The 15220-nt window shown below is 54.3% G+C and carries 11 protein-coding genes and 2 tRNA genes; 1 reads left to right on the forward strand and 12 read right to left on the reverse strand.

From position 1 onward, the window contains the following. Positions 1-5: 5 nt before the first annotated feature. From ntrC to ispF, 5 genes are all read right to left on the reverse strand, one after another. A complete protein-coding gene (ntrC, locus tag KP699_RS04325; RefSeq protein ID WP_215761735.1) occupies positions 6-1454 on the reverse strand; it encodes a nitrogen regulation protein NR(I) in 1449 nt (482 codons plus the stop codon). A gap of 56 nt (positions 1455-1510) precedes the next feature. After that, complete coding sequence (locus tag KP699_RS04330; RefSeq protein WP_215761736.1) at positions 1511-2623, reverse strand: nitrogen regulation protein NR(II); 1113 nt, start codon at positions 2621-2623, stop codon at positions 1511-1513. Positions 2624-2633: 10 nt separating this feature from the next. Then, a complete protein-coding gene (gene dusB / locus KP699_RS04335; RefSeq protein WP_077931385.1) occupies positions 2634-3692 on the reverse strand; it encodes a tRNA dihydrouridine synthase DusB in 1059 nt (352 codons plus the stop codon). 113 nt (positions 3693-3805) lie between these two features. Then, positions 3806-5170 (reverse strand): 8-oxoguanine deaminase, encoded by a 1365-nt coding sequence (locus KP699_RS04340; RefSeq protein ID WP_215761737.1) that lies wholly within the window; start codon positions 5168-5170, stop codon positions 3806-3808. A 109-nt stretch (positions 5171-5279) separates the two neighbouring features. Next, a complete protein-coding gene (gene ispF, locus KP699_RS04345; RefSeq protein WP_215761738.1) occupies positions 5280-6434 on the reverse strand; it encodes a 2-C-methyl-D-erythritol 2,4-cyclodiphosphate synthase in 1155 nt (384 codons plus the stop codon). Positions 6435-6722: 288 nt separating this feature from the next. Here ispF and KP699_RS04350 point away from each other — a divergent pair, with 288 nt between their 5' ends. Next, entirely contained in the window at positions 6723-8963 is a 2241-nt protein-coding gene (locus KP699_RS04350) for a glycosyltransferase (RefSeq protein WP_215761739.1), read from the forward strand. Between the two features lie 129 nt (positions 8964-9092). Here KP699_RS04350 and KP699_RS04355 read toward each other — a convergent pair whose 3' ends face one another. The 7 genes from KP699_RS04355 to gpt all read right to left on the reverse strand — a co-directional run bounded on the left by KP699_RS04355 (position 9093) and on the right by gpt (position 14972). Further along, positions 9093-10379, reverse strand: coding sequence for a polysaccharide pyruvyl transferase family protein (locus tag KP699_RS04355; RefSeq protein ID WP_215761740.1), 1287 nt, complete (start codon positions 10377-10379; stop codon positions 9093-9095). 1 nt (position 10380) lies between these two features. After that, complete coding sequence (locus tag KP699_RS04360) at positions 10381-12480, reverse strand: glycosyltransferase (protein WP_215761741.1); 2100 nt, start codon at positions 12478-12480, stop codon at positions 10381-10383. A gap of 78 nt (positions 12481-12558) precedes the next feature. Further along, positions 12559-13713, reverse strand: a complete 1155-nt coding sequence (glf, locus tag KP699_RS04365) for a UDP-galactopyranose mutase (RefSeq protein ID WP_215761742.1) — start codon at positions 13711-13713, stop codon at positions 12559-12561. Between the two features lie 184 nt (positions 13714-13897). After that, positions 13898-13974: transfer RNA gene (locus tag KP699_RS04370), tRNA-Arg, on the reverse strand. 39 nt (positions 13975-14013) lie between these two features. Beyond that, complete coding sequence (locus KP699_RS04375; protein ID WP_215761743.1) at positions 14014-14319, reverse strand: ETC complex I subunit; 306 nt, start codon at positions 14317-14319, stop codon at positions 14014-14016. 21 nt (positions 14320-14340) lie between these two features. Beyond that, positions 14341-14417 (reverse strand) — tRNA-Pro (locus KP699_RS04380). A 57-nt stretch (positions 14418-14474) separates the two neighbouring features. Continuing rightward, positions 14475-14972 (reverse strand): xanthine phosphoribosyltransferase, encoded by a 498-nt coding sequence (gpt, locus tag KP699_RS04385; RefSeq protein ID WP_025826780.1) that lies wholly within the window; start codon positions 14970-14972, stop codon positions 14475-14477. Positions 14973-15220 lie beyond the last annotated feature (248 nt).

Raw genomic sequence — 15220 nt, forward strand, 5'->3', positions numbered from 1 at the left:
GCAGGTTAGACCACACCGCGCACAACGGGAATTTCAAGTTCGCGAATTTTCTTGCGCAGCGTATTCCGGTTCAGCCCCAGCATGGCCGCTGCCTTGATCTGGTTTCCACGCGTTTCCTGCAATGTCATCTGGATAAGAGGACGTTCCACCTCCGCAATCACACGCTCATACAGATCATACAAGGGCATCCCTTCGCGCCCGGCTGTCAGATACCGCATGATATGGCGGGAAATGGCATCAGACAGCGGTTCTTCCACCACTTCATTTTTTGTAATTGCTTCATGCGCCAGCGGTTCGGCCAGTTCCGCATCAACCAGATCACTGCTGATGGTTTCCTGCGGGTAAAGCGCCACAATGCGCCGCATGAGGTTTTCAAGCTCACGCACGTTCCCCGGCCAGCGCCAGGATTGCAGGCGGGCAATGGCAGAATCGTCCAGCACACGCGCCCCGGCTCCGGCCTCCCGGCTCTGCGCCAGAAAATGCCGGGCCAGCAGCGGAATATCCTCCAACCGCTCCTGCAAAGGCGGCAGGCGGAGCGGCACAACATTCAGCCGGTAATACAAGTCCTCACGGAAAGTACCCGCACGGATGGCCTGCCGCAGGTCCCGGTGTGTCGCGGCAATAATCCGCACGTCCGCACGAATGGGCGCTCTGCCACCAACGGTTGTAAATTCACCTTCCTGCAAGACGCGCAGCAACCGGGTCTGGGCTTCCGGCGGCATATCACCAATTTCATCCAGAAAGAGCGTGCCGCCTGTTGCCTGCTCAAAACGTCCGGGGCTTCGGCCTGTTACCGCGCCGGGCACCCGCTCCTGCCCGAACAGTTCACTCTCAATCTGATCCCGCGGGATGGCCGCCATATTCACAGCAACAAACGGGCCACCCCGCCTGCGGCCGTATTCATGCAGCGCACGGGCCACCAGTTCTTTCCCCGTGCCACTTTCCCCGCTGATCATCACCGTCAGATCAGATGTCGTGAGGCGGGCAATGCTCCGGTAAATCCCCTGCATGACCGGGGACTGACCAATCAGCGGCAGGCGTTCTTCCGGCGGAGACAGTGCGACCGGCTTATCCGCCTCATGCGCCGGGGCTACCAGTGCGCGGGCCACAACGCCCAGCAGTTCCTTCAGGTCAAACGGCTTGGCGAGATATTCAAACGCCCCGCGTTGCGTGGCCTTGACCGCCGTTACCAGATTGGACTGCGCACTCATGACAATAATGCGCAGATCAGGCCGCGCCTGCCGGATGCGGGGAATCAGATCCAGCCCGTTGCCATCGGGCATCACCACATCGGTAATCACCAGATCGCCCTCGCCTTCTTCAACCCACTGCCAGAGCGTTGCCGCATTCGGCGTGGACTGAACCTGATACCCGGCCCGCCCCAGCGCCTGCCCGAGAACGGTACGAATAGAGCGGTCATCATCAGCAACAAGAATGGTCGGCAAAGGTGTCATGGGGGTCAGGTTACACTCAGATACAGAAAGATCATTACAAAAAAAGAACGAAGATGTCAGATGCTTTCGCTGCCTTCAGGCACAACGGGCAGATACAGGCTGATTTCCGTGCGTCCGGGGCGGCTTTCCACCTCAATCACGCCCCCGTGGTCATCCATAATCTTGCCCACAAGAGCCAGCCCCAGACCGCTGCCGCTCATTTTGGTGCTGACAAACGGCTCAAACAGATGCGGGCGGATGGTTTCTGAAATACCCGGCCCTGTATCCCGCACGGTCACAACCAGTGGCAGATGCCGCCACTGGGACGTGCCGGGCACAGCCAGCCGGATTCCGGGCCGGTAACTGGTGCTCAGCGTAATCTCACCTGGCTTGTCTGACTCCTGAATGGCCTCAGCAGCGTTCTTGACCAGATTCAGCAGCATCTGCACCAGCTGGTCCCGGTTCCCCCACACATGCGGCAGAGACGGATCATACCGTTCCACAATCCGCACCCCCGCCGCACAGCCCTTGCTGGCCAGCAGGCGCACATGCTCCAGAACGCGGTGAATGTTCAGAGAGCGGTAATCTGCCGGGGCTTCCCCAAAGACACCCATCCGCTCAACAAGCGCATCAATACGGTCAACCTCGTCGCAAATCAGGGTGGCGAGTTCCTTGTCACTCTCCCCGACGGAATGTTCCAGAATCTGCGCAGCGCCTTTAATGCCGGAGAGCGGATTGCGCACTTCATGCGCCAGCATCTCCGCCATGCCTGACACGCTGCGGGCGGCGGAGCGGAAGGCAAGCTGGCGGTCCAGCGCCCGCGCGGCGGACGAGTCATGAAAGGTCAGCAAAATGGAGCCGGGATAATCCAGAACATCCGCTCCCTGCACCGTCACCCCTTCATGATGGAAGCGCGGACTGCTGAACACCAGTTCATGCTCAGTGATGGAACCGCCTTCCCGCCGCACATGCTGCACCAGTAAAAAGAGCGGATGGTCTTCCGGCACCAGATCTTCCAGCACGCTCTGGCAGAGCTGATGCCGGGAGGTGCCAAAAAACTCTTCCGCCGCCGCATTGGCAAAACGCAGTCTGTTTTCCAGCCCCAGTTCCAGCACCGGCACAGGCAGACTGTCCAGCAGTAACCCTGCGGACGGGCTGCCATCCTGAGGCGCTGAGGGGGGCTTCTTCATACAGCCGGTTTCATGCCGCGTGCGCCTGCGCATCGGCATGGCGGGAGGCCCGCGGCTCCCGCACAGCACCCTCAGCAATCTGCTGATCGTAAAAGTCCGAAATCATCGCTATGGCGTCCGGAGCGTTATCCACGCGGTTCACCGCCGCGCGGAACCCGGCAGAACTCGGCAGCCCGGCGGAATACCAGGACACATGCTTACGGGCCAGACGCAGGCCGGGGCGTTCCCCAAAATGCTCCAGCATCATTTTATAATGCTCCAGCACAATGGCTTTTTCCGCCTCCAGCGTGGGGTCCGGCACCTCCTCCCCTGTCAGAAGAGCATGCGCAACCTGCGCCAGAAACCACGGGCGGCCATAGCATCCACGCCCGATCATCACGCCATCCGCACCGGATTGCGCCAGCGCGGTGCGGGCATCCTCAATGGTCAGAATGTCCCCATTCACAATAACAGGCAGACCCACGGCGTCTTTCACGTTCCGCACAAAAGCCCAGTCCGCCGTGCCATTATAAAACTGCTGGCGGGTCCGGCCGTGCACGGTAATCATGCGGATGCCTGCATCTTCCGCAATACGGGCCAGCACCGGTGCGTTCAGGTGGGCATGGTCCCACCCCATCCGCATTTTCAGCGTGACCGGCACAGGGACAGCTTTCACCACGGCATCCAGCAGGCGGGCAGCGCCCACCTCATCCCGCATCAGTGCGGACCCGGCCATCTGACCCACAGCCACCTTTTTTACCGGGCAGCCGAAATTGATATCAATCAGGTCCGCTCCACGGCCAACAGCAATCCGCGCGGCTTCCGCCATCGCGTCCGGGTCACACCCGGCAAGCTGCACGGCGTTCGGCCCACCGGCATCCGCAACTTCGGCCATCCGCAGCGTTGTGTCATTCTCGCGCACCATCGCCCAGGACGCAATCATCTCGGACACGACAAGCCCGGCCCCCAGCTTTCGCGCCAGACGACGGAAAGGCAGGTCTGTCACCCCGGACATGGGGGCGAGAATAACGGGCGTCTCCAGGCGCACGCCGCCCAGATCAATCGGCCGCAATAACGGTTGCGTTTGCACAGTCTTTTCCACTTTGCCTATGATTTAGGCAGATATACGCACTTCGAATTCGGGAATCAATCTTTTTATAGTCGTAACGTTCTGCCGCTGGAAAGTTCCCGAAAACCCGGCTTTCAGGCCTTTTCCAGGAGCTGACGCGCCAGCGCGTTATGCGTCTCGGCCAGCAATGCCGGATCAAGACCCACAAACTGCCCATCCCGGATCAGCCACCGTCCATTGACCATGGAATACGCAACCCGCCGGGGCGAACAGAAAACAAGAGCCGCCACCGGGTCAGACTGCGCCCCCGCATGGTCAATCCCTCGCAGGTCAAACGCCACAAGATCTGCCGCCTTGCCGGGAGCCAGTACACCAATATCATCACGCCCCAGCACCGCAGCGCCGCCCCGGGTCGCCAGATCCAGCACTTCCCGCGCCTGCATCATCGGGCGATTATCTTCCGTTTCCAGCAGACGCCCAAGCAGCATGGCCTGCCGGGCTTCCCCCAGCATATGGCTGCCATCATTGGAGGCCGACCCGTCCACCCCCAGCCCGACCCGCATGCCGGACGCCACCATCCGCCGCACCGGCGCAATACCTGAGCCAAGCCGCATATTGGAACAGGGGCAATGCGCCATCCCGGTCCGTGTCGCCCCAAAGCGGCTGATCCCCGCCGCATCCAGCTTCACGCAATGCGCGTGCCACACATCCGCGCCAACCCAGCCGACATCCTCGGCATATTCCGCGGGCGTCATGTTAAAGCGCTCACGGCTATAGGCTATGTCACTGGTATTTTCCGCCAGATGCGTATGCAGCATGGTGCCTGTGGCACGGGCCAGTCCGGCAGCCTCACGCATCAGATCCGGGCTTACGGAAAACGGAGAGCACGGCGCCACCACGACCCGCTGCATAGCCAGCGGAGAAGGGTCATGAAACGCCTCAATCACCCGCTGGGTATCGGCAAGAATAGCGGCTTCCTCCTCCACCACGCTATCTGGCGGCAGCCCCCCCTTGCTCTCCCCCACACTCATGGAACCGCGCGCAGCATGGAAGCGCATCCCCATGCGGGTCGCGGCTTCAATCTGATCATCCAGCCGGCTGCCGTTGGGGAACAGGTAAAGATGATCACTGGTGGTCGTGCAGCCGGACCATAAAAGCTCGGTCATGGCCGTGCAGGTGGAAACACGGATCATCTCCGGCGTGAGCCCTGCCCAGATAGGGTACAGCGCCTGTAACCACCCAAACAGAGAGCTATCCTGCGCCGCAGGAATCACGCGGGTCAGCGTCTGATACATATGGTGATGCGTGTTCACCATGCCGGGCATCACCACATGCCCGCTCATATCCTCCACCACATCCGCCTCTGGCAGCGGGTCCAGTGCGGAACCGAGTGCGACCACCTGCCGCCCGCGCACCAGAACCCAGCCACCTTCCAGCTCTTCACGCCGGTCATTCATCGTGACGAGACGGAGGGTATTTTTCAGCAGGATGGTGGTCATGGGTTTCTTCTCCCAGTCCATAAATCAGACCATAAAAAAGGCCGCCCATCGGTCCGATGCGCGGCCTTGCGTCAAACTTTCATGCACAGGCGCATTACGCGCTGCAACATCAGGGCAGCAGAACAGACACGGCGGCTGTGCAGGCAATCCCTTCTTCACGCCCGGTAAAGCCCAGACGCTCCGATGTCGTCGCTTTTACGGAAATCCGGCTGACATCCACTTCCAGCAGATCAGCCATCCGCTGGCGCATCGCCTGCGCATGCGGGCCGATTTTTGGACGCTCACAGATCAGCGTCACATCGGCATTGATCAGCATGCCGCCGCGTTCCCGAATCCGCTGCCCGGCATGAACCAGAAAGCGGGCGCTATCAGCATCCTTCCATTCATTCTTGCTGGGCGGAAAATGCGTGCCGATATCCCCTTCCGCCAGCGCGCCATAAATGGCGTCACACAGCGCATGGATGCCAACATCCGCGTCGGAATGACCAGCCAGCCCTTTGGTATGCGGCACGGTGATGCCACACAGAATCAGCGGGCGGCCTTCTTCAAAGGCATGGACATCATATCCAAGCCCGACGCGCGGCAGGAGAGTCGGACCGATCAGTCGTTCAAGGCGCACGAGGTCCTCCTCATAAGTCAGCTTGATATTATCTTCATCACCGGGCACCAGCGCGACACTGAACCCTGCCTCTTCCAGCAGTTTCGCATCATCCGTTGCCGTGGCGGAACCCGCCCCGCGATGCAGGTCTAAAAACAGACCAAACCGGAAGCCCTGCGGGGTCTGTGCCCGGAACAGATGGTCACGCGGCACTGTTCCCGCAATCACGCCATCTTCTTCGCGCTTCAGCGTATCTGCAACCGGCACGGCAGGGATCGCACCGGGATGTTCAGCCAGAGCAGCAATCACAGCCTGCACCAGCTTTGCTGGCACGTAAGGACGGGCGCCGTCATGCACCAGAACAAGGTCCGGACGCTCATTTTCCGGCAGAGCGGCAAGCGCTTCCAGCCCCGCCAGCACACTGGCCTGACGGGTCGCCCCGCCAGCCACCGGCCGCAGAACGGAAGCGCCTTCCAGCGCCTGCGCCAGCGTCTCCGGGTCACCCACCGGCTGAACACAGCTTACATGAGGCAAAAGGGCTTCCGCAGCATGGCGGATAACCGGCTGGCCCGCCAGCAGCACATACTGCTTCGGCGTTGCGGACCCGCTGGTCGCGGCATAACGGCTACCTGTTCCGGCAGCCAGAAGAATGGCAGCTACTCGCATACCCGGAGCAATGCTGCGGGAATCCCGGCGCGTCAAGGCACAAAATAGCGCACTCAGCCGCCCATCAGCCCCGGCACAGCAGCAGCTCAGGCAGCGCATCCTTGTGAAATCCGTCTGCCACCCGTGTCACACGCCGCAGCGTCCTGCCTGCCCGTCACAGTAAATCTGACGCAACCTGCGGCATGGTGGAAAAATTCGTCCGCTCCAATAAAAACAATGATATAGCTCACAACCATCAGAGACCTTAATATCCGGCTTTATTTTTCTGCGACACAGACCAGAGATACCATGAAAACACTTTTACTTACTTTTGAATGCCCTCCTGACGTCACAGGCGGGGGTCTGTGCACGTATGTTCAGGAATATATCGCGGCAAAAATAGAACGGCGGGAACCAACGGTTATTCTGACGGCCGATTTCAACGTGCAGGATGAAGTCTGCACCTATTTTGGCTGCGTCAAAGTAATCCGCTTCAACCCTTCTGCCGGTGACTCCTTTAAATATATGGGTCACTGGGCGGCCATGAGTTATGAATTTTCCAATCAGGTCAAAAAAATCATCACGGACGGGTTCCAGCCGGACTGGCTGGAAGTGTGCGATGGGTTCGGGCTGGGCTATTTCACACTTCAGAGAAAGCTGTGCCTTGAAGCCCCCTTTACGGACCTGAAAGTTCTGGTAACAGCCCATACGCCCGTCACCATGATTGATGAATGGGATAAGAAAAACATTTATGAACTGCCAACATATTTTACAAAATATATGGAACAGTTCTGTTTCGTGGCAGCCGATAAGGTTATCTCCCCAAGCAACTTCCTCAAAAAGAAACTGCTCACGGAATTTCTTGAAAAGGAGGTTCCGATTGATGTTATCCCTAACCCCTACGAGAAACCTTTCGTCCCTTCAAAAACCGGCACTGACGCCGCCGAAAGCAGCCCGCTTCACGACATTCCTGACTACGCCATCGCGTCCAGAGTTTGCTACTGGAAAGGCATCGATCATGCGCTGGCAGGGTTTGACCTCTACTGGAGCAATGGCGGCCAGTCCTCGCTGTATGTTTATGGGTCGGACACGCACTATTTCAAAAACAATCAGTCTTTCAAAGAAACTCTGAGTACGAAATATCAGAAATGGATTGAAAAAGGCCTGCTGAAATTTGCGGGCCTTAAAGAGCATTCAGAAATTCTCCTGATCAAAAAACAACTCAAGGCACTTTTCCACCCTTCCCTGTGCGAAAACTACCCTTATTCCGTCATTGAACATATGGCTGACGGCGGTATTGTCGCGGCCTCTCTGAGCGGCGGACAGGCGGAATTTATCAGCGATACAGAAAACGGTTTTCTGTTTGACCCACATTCTCCCCAGTCCATACAGAACGCCATTCTGAAAATAGACGCTCTGAACGATGCCGAACGTCATGCCATCGCGCAGAATGCCATGACCACCATTGAGAAAACCTGTTCCTACGCCTCAGTGATGACGCAAAAAGAGCAAGTGCTTACAGAAGTCCAGCAGCAATCCGCCCGTGCCACTTTCCCCTTTACATCCGGGAAGGAACTCATCCACCCCGCAGCACAGGCCTCCGCCGAGCTCACTGTTATCATTCCACATTACAATCTGGGCACTCTGCTGGTTGAAGCCATTGAGAGCATCAAATTCAGCAGCCTGCCTAATATCAAAATTCTTGTTGTGGATGATGGATCAACAGACAAAGAGTCCATCATTATCCTCAAAACTCTGGAAGCGCGTTACGCGGACCTGAAGGTGCTTTACAAGAAAAACTCAGGCGTTGCCGAAACCCGGAATATCGGCGTGCAGCACGCAACAACAGAGTATATCGCACTTCTGGATGCGGATGATCTTGTCTGCGCCTCCTATTATGAAGCCGCACTCAAAATCCTGAACCGTTACAGCAATGTTGGATTTGTTGGCGCATGGAACGAGGACTTCAATCAGACTGGCCGCCTGCGGCTCTGGCCGACCTTCAACCCCGAAATCCCGCTCCAGATGATCATGAACACCACAAACTGTCAGGGGCTGGTGATGCGGCGGGACGCCTACCTCGCGCATGGGCAGCATGATCCGGAACTTGGTATGTTTCTGGATGACTGGGAGGCAACCATTTCAATGGTGCTTAATGGTGTCCGCGGCGTGATGATCCCGCACCCGCTGTTCAAATACCGTATTCGCGAGGAATCCATCTTCCGCGATAAATTCAGGATGTTTAATATCAATTACAATTACATCATTGATAAACATCAGGATAAGCTTTCAGGAACCTATGGTGAGATTATCAAGTTCCTGAATGCCAACGGCCCCAACACCCAGTATCACAACCCGACCTTCCCGCCTGAGCGTAACACGCACCCTGAGCCTGCACAGACGGCAGCACCGCAGCACGCAGAAGGCAGACTGGTCCAGTTAGCGCACAAATATTATGATCGGGTGAACCAGCCCGGAGCCATTCGCGATCTTCGCATCGGCCTGCGTAAACTGGGAGCCGGACAACTCATGTCCCGCTTGAGAAAATAAGATTTTCCGTCCCGATGGCCCTTATAAAGCCATCGGGGCTTACAATTTTCTGAGCAGCCGGACTGATCAGATGAACTGGACCAGCTCAAACAAGGCCTTTGATTAAAGACCCTTCGTGCTTAACCGACTTTATTTTACAATGATTTTCCTGACTATCCGCAACACAAAACCAAAGACCGGCAAACGGAAAATGCTGTAATATCGCTCATTCAGGCGATGCAGCCGCGAAGATTTAATCCGTTCAAGCTCCTGCCGGACTTCATCAAACTCACGTCGCTTGCAGGCTTCGTCACGCTCAAGATGCGTGACATGATCGGTCAGGTCTCGCCGCCTCTTCCGCTCCCGGTCAACAAGATCTTCCCACTTCTTTATTTCCAGATCTTTTTCAGCAGACGTCTCGCTTAATTTTTTCTGCAATTTTTCCAGACGCAGCAAAAGTGCATCATTCTGCCTCAGCACGGAAGCGCGCTGCTCCCACTCCGCCTGCCGGTCAAGATTAAGGCGCTTCACAGTATCCCGCAGCAATCGTGCTTCCGCCCGGCTCCCCTGCTCTGCAAGTGTATAATCCGAGCCACGCTCTTCAAAAGAAACCGTGGGGAACCGATGTAGCGTGTACTCAAAAATCGCTTTGATCTTGAAGTAACTTGAGGGCTCAAGCCGGACTGTTCGCCCCAAAAGGGCCGCAAGCACCGCCATATGCAGGCGATCTGTCTCAACACATTCAAACTGACTGATCAGCCCAGCCACCGCACGGAGGGGCTTTACGCACTGCTCAATGCTTGTCCATTGAACATCATTAAACAAGAGCGGCAGATCAACGGATGTTCTGGGAGGCGTTTTACGGCCGCCTTCTTCATCCAGCCTGAAAATCTGGAGAACCGGATACTCGCCTTCAATTTCCAGATCGGAAAAATGCTTCTCCTTTGTATAAAAAGCCATGTCGGAACAGACAAAAATCCGATCTTCGGGCATTCCCTGCCGGAGAAGCTCTTCATAGCTTTGCTGCTCTCTACAGAAAATCGTCACCTGATCCGCATAGGGGACGAATTCTGAACCAAAGCCAAAAAAGCTGGTGGGAAGAATAAGAAGCTGCCCACCATTCTGCAAAAATGTGATGGTCTGTTCAAGATAGGTTTCCCAAAGGCCTTTAACCCAGCCTCCGCCGCCGCCCATCACAATATAATTATACCCGGAAAATGTCTCTTTGGACCGGCCCTCAATGCATTTAGGAGACCACCCAATATCTTCAAACAGGTCCAGAGTTCCCAGCGCTATCAGCCCATCACCAAGATTACCGTAACCGGGATAGAAGGCAGCGTCATTCTCTATAAAATGCTTCAGGGACTCAATCAGCTTGGCATTGTGCCAGATTTCTTCACGAACAGCTTGTCTGACATTTTTATAGTTTTCATTCATTTCAGAGGGTTCCCTTCACAAGCTGTTCTTCAAGCTGCCTGTAAAACGCAGCGACGTTTAGAGCATATGTTGAGCGTGCATGCTGCTGCTCAAAATGTTCATGCAAACGCTGTATTTTATTCTGAATTTCCGCGTCGGATGCACTAAGAAATTCTTTAATTTTAGTGACGTACCGTGCAACCAGTTCCGTATCGTCCGCGCTGTTGCGCACCAGAAAACCAGAATTCTCGCTAATCAGTTCAGAAACACCACCCACATCAACTGTAATAATGGGAATATTCATCTGCGCAGCCTCAAGCAGAACATTCGGAAGCCCATCAAAAAGTGAGGTATAAAGGAAAGCGCTTTTATCAGTGAACGGAATACTCTCTAGGCCACTAAAGCTACCTTTATAAATAACATTTGGGCAATCATCGAAATAGTTTGGTTCAAACTGATCAAGGACCGCACTCCCATAAACGTAAATTTTCGTCTCAATATTTTCAGCCAGCAACTCAACAGCGAGTTTATGCAATAAATCAGGGCGTTTTTGTGAATCCAGACGCGAAGCCCATATCAGGCACCGCCCTCCTTCCTGGTGCCGCAACGCGGGTGCGACAGACTGGCTACAAGTATAAAGGGTCTGGGTGCGCCCCTGATAAACCGGGATACGATACTCTAGCTGCTCAAGATTAAGGCTATGGTCCGAGACAACATACTCAATATGGTTTCTGTAATCACTCAGAAAACGATATTCTGCTCCGTCTTCATAAAGCGTATGATTCATAATGTAGTAAGATGCACAAAAATAGAAATAGACAAGCTGCCGCTGCTGGAAAAAGTCAGCATAGGAACGCATAACATCTTCACAAAACGGACAGAATTTCATAAAAATTCGTGCTGTAGCGGCAAAATTTTCAATAATTCTGACAGCCATTTCAGGGATGCGTGTTGCGGCACTCCCGTTTAGAAGCGTATCAAGATCAATAATATCCAGCCCCTGCGGCACCTTGCATCGTTCCTTAGAACTGCAAAGCGTTTGCCCAAGGATCAGCAAGCAGGTTTTATTGTTATCTTTGAGCGCTGTCTCGATAAAATTGAGAACATATTTTTCGCCACCCCCTTTGGAAAGGAAAGGCAGGAAGAAAACATCTGTATAGGTCTTACCTTTTAATGCCGTACAGATTTTTTCGTACCCAAGACCAAAACTCTCAGAAATACCGACATTTGTAAAAAACTGTGCGTCCCGAAGGCTGTAAGGATGGATTTCAGGCTCGATCATGTTCGCCTGATGAACCAGCTCCTGAAGATAAAGTGTGCTGGTATAAGATTTTTTAAAATCGATATGCTTCTGAGGAATTATACCGGTCTGGTTTTTGCTCTGGACCAGATCCAAAAACACATCTCCCGCGAAAAAGCGGGAGTTAGGCACCATGCGTTTTCTGTCTTTCCCCAAAGACGCCATAATACTCCCGCGTCTCTGACGATAGAAAATGATCGTATCCTCTGCCACGACCAAATTAAAACCCGCAGCAATCAGCCGTAAGTTGATATCATAATCTTCATAGGCATAGACCACAGAAGTAGAGCAGTCCCGATACGCCACCTCAAGCAGATCCTGTCGTCTTGCCATAAAACGGGAGACATACGGATGCTCCCCAAGCATTCTGTAAAGACCAACCTGATCAAGTGGGTAGAACCGGCAAACATAATTATCATCGCCAAAAGAGTGATAATATTCAGGGAAAACAACTATCTTCTCATTCGGCGCTTCCTGCTGCTTCTGATAAAGCGCATGGATGAAATTTCTGGAAACCAGATCATCCGCATCTGCAGGGACAATATAATCGCCAACGGCAACCCCAATGCCGTAATTACGCGCAAGCCCCAAGGAACGAACTTTGATATTTTCCAACCTGACGGAATCAAACCCGGAATAATCGTAATTCTTTAAAAGCGAGAGCGTTCTTTCATCAGCATGGTCTGCAACAATAACCAGCTCTGATTTAATATTATAAAGATGCGCATGCTCAACAGAATCACGAAGAGAGCGCAGGGTCGGATATAATAAATCCTGCTCTCTGTGCACATTCAGAATAATAGAAACATCCATACCTGGCATATAACACTTCCAAACAATAACTGAGAGCGGACTTAATAATTACGCCTCACCTACGCGTGGGCATACCCGAATAGAGCCTTACGAAGGGTCGACAAAAAATGATGGGAGTGTGTCTTTTTCGCTCTGAAGCAGAGCGTCAATCTGATCACATGCGGCCAGAGCTTCCGTAATCGTCACATCCATATCGAGATAACGATAAGTGCCGAGCCGCCCAAGGAAAGACACACCTTTTTCTGAGCGCGCCAGCGCAATATAGCTGTCCAGCATTTTCTTCTCATTTACCAGACGGATAGGGTAATATGGAATATCCTGCTCACCGGCGAGGCGACTATATTCACGGAAGCACACTGTTTTAGAGAATTTCTCCTGCTCCCACGGTGCAAAATGCTTATGCTCGGAAATACGGGTAAACGGCACAGTTTCATCGCAATAGTTGATAACAGCCGTGCCCTGATGGTCCCCGTCGTCCACAAACCGCTCAAAATCAAGGGTCCGGTATCCAAGGCGCCCAAGGCGGAACTGGAAGTAACGATCAATGGGGCCTGTATAAAAAACGTGATCATACTGCTCTTCCAGACTTTCAAAAGAGCAACCGAGCCGAAGATCAATCCCGTCAACAGCCAGAATATTCTGGACAATGCTTGTATAACCGTCTTCCGGCATCCCCTGATACGGATGATTGAAATAATTATCATCATAATTAAAGCGCAGCGGCAAACGCTTTAAAATAGAGGCCGGAAGCTCCGTCGGTTCCAGCCCCCACTGTTTGCGCGTATAACCGTGGAAAAATGCGCGATAGAGTTCCGGGCCAATCATGCTCAGCGCCTGTTCTTCAAAAGAACGAGGAGCCTGAATGGAACGATCCGCTTTGCTTTCAATAAAAGCCCGTGCGTCCTTCGGCCCCATGGTTGTTCCAAAGAACTGGTTGATCGTCAGAAGGTTTACCGGAAGCGTATAGACACGCTCTTTTGAAATCGCTTTAACCCGGTTCACATAAGGCTGAAACTTGCCGAAACGCTGCACATACTCCCACGCCCTCTTATCGGCCGTATGGAAAATATGCGGCCCATATTTATGGACCATAACGCCGGTCTCCGCATCCCGCTCGGTGTGGCAGTTGCCGCCAATATGGGGGCGTTCATCCACAACCGTCACCTTGTGGTCACGCTCAGCCAGATGCCGGGCAAGAATTGCTCCGCTAAACCCGGCGCCCACAACGCAGAATGACTTCAACTTCTCAACTCCCGACAGGACCAGGTCTGGTTTTACGCAAAGCCCTTAACCGGGCCGGAATGACGATATCTTCATTCTCCCCAAGGCCTACCCTCAGGCCCGGCTTTCGGCAAGCAAAAGCAGGCTGCAAACTGTGCTGAATTATCAGCCAGTCTTTGATGTTGAGAATGAAGGATAAAGTCTATGGCGCGCCCTGCTGGATTCGAACCAGCGACCCACAGCTTAGAAGGCTGTTGCTCTATCCAACTGAGCTAAGGGCGCGTACTCTGCACCCTCCGATAGTCGGAAATATCCGGAAAATCAATGGGTCCAGTTCTGGATTCGGTCAGACCGGAAATTGTCGGCATACACTTTTGGCTTGCGAATACGCTGCACCGGGGCTTCAACCTCGTATGCCACGTGCTCACGCTCAGCGTAAGCCACAGCCTCATCGCAAGTCTCAAAATACAGGCGAAGCTGGGACTGGGTGTCCTGACTTCCTGTCCAGCCCATCAGCGCATCCTGACGCCTTGGGGCTGTCTGCCCATATTCAAAAACCCACTCACGCGTGCCAGCCAGTCCTGACTGCCCCGCGGGTTTAGGCTGCTTATAAATCCGTGCCGGCATAGTGATGCCTCCAGATATAAGTGGTCGGGGCGCCCGGACTCGAACCGGGGGCCTCGTGTACCCAAAACACGCGCGCTACCAGGCTGCGCCACGCCCCGAATGCAGCGGAACCTAAGCGGCATTCGGCAGGCTGGCAAGCCCATTGTGGTAAAAAATCAGTCAGCCTTGTTTTCAGCTTTATCCATGGCCTTGGTCGCCAGCGGAGGCACAAACAACGGCGCTGTATCCCACGGGAACAAAACCCAGGTATCCTGCGGCACTTCCACCACAAAATGATTGGTCAGCTTCATGCCCGCCGGCTTGGCATACAGGCAGGCAAAATAGGCTTTGGGCAAGCGTTCACGCACGACACGCGCGGTAACGCCGGAATCCACCAAATCGTCAATAACGAGAAACCCCTCACCATCCCCTGCCGCATCGGGAGATTTGATGATGGTAGGCTTGCCGCGCTCTTCTTCATCATACGTCACGACGGAAATCGTTTCGACCAGACGGCAGTTTAGTTCCCGCGCAATAATAGCCGCAGGGATCAATCCGCCCCGTGTGACGGCAACCACACCTTTAAAGGGCATTTTAGGCACCAGAGCTTCTGCCAGAATACGGGCATCTCTGTGTAACTGGTCCCACGTGACAGTCGCGTAATTTACGGCCATCTGGCGCTACTTCCTCTTCAAACAAACAACAGGTCAGACAGACCCGGCCAACAGGACCCGTCCGGGCCTTACCGCGCCCTTCTGCCACTAGTCCGGGCTGCGCTGCAAACCTCGATTAAGAAAAATTTCCTTCACCCGAAAATATAGCGTAATTTTCTTTCAATCGTTATGCTTCCCCCATGACTTCAGAACCCCTCTCCCCCCTCCCGCCTGTGGTGCTTGACCACCCCTGTCTCTTATACACATCT

The sequence above is a fragment of the Acetobacter sp. P1H12_c genome, from assembly GCF_018811975.1.
GTDB lineage: Bacteria > Pseudomonadota > Alphaproteobacteria > Acetobacterales > Acetobacteraceae > Acetobacter > Acetobacter persici.

Coding starts and splice junctions, on each gene's coding strand:
- ntrC (WP_215761735.1), bottom strand. CDS start 1,454: ATGACACCTTTGCCGACCATTCTTGTTGCTGATGATGACCGCTCTATT.
- KP699_RS04330 (WP_215761736.1), bottom strand. CDS start 2,623: ATGAAGAAGCCCCCCTCAGCGCCTCAGGATGGCAGCCCGTCCGCAGGG.
- KP699_RS04340 (WP_215761737.1), bottom strand. CDS start 5,170: ATGACCACCATCCTGCTGAAAAATACCCTCCGTCTCGTCACGATGAAT.
- ispF (WP_215761738.1), bottom strand. CDS start 6,434: ATGCGAGTAGCTGCCATTCTTCTGGCTGCCGGAACAGGTAGCCGTTAT.
- KP699_RS04350 (WP_215761739.1), top strand. CDS start 6,723: ATGAAAACACTTTTACTTACTTTTGAATGCCCTCCTGACGTCACAGGC.
- KP699_RS04355 (WP_215761740.1), bottom strand. CDS start 10,379: ATGAATGAAAACTATAAAAATGTCAGACAAGCTGTTCGTGAAGAAATC.
- KP699_RS04360 (WP_215761741.1), bottom strand. CDS start 12,480: ATGCCAGGTATGGATGTTTCTATTATTCTGAATGTGCACAGAGAGCAG.
- KP699_RS04375 (WP_215761743.1), bottom strand. CDS start 14,319: ATGCCGGCACGGATTTATAAGCAGCCTAAACCCGCGGGGCAGTCAGGA.
- gpt (WP_025826780.1), bottom strand. CDS start 14,972: ATGGCCGTAAATTACGCGACTGTCACGTGGGACCAGTTACACAGAGAT.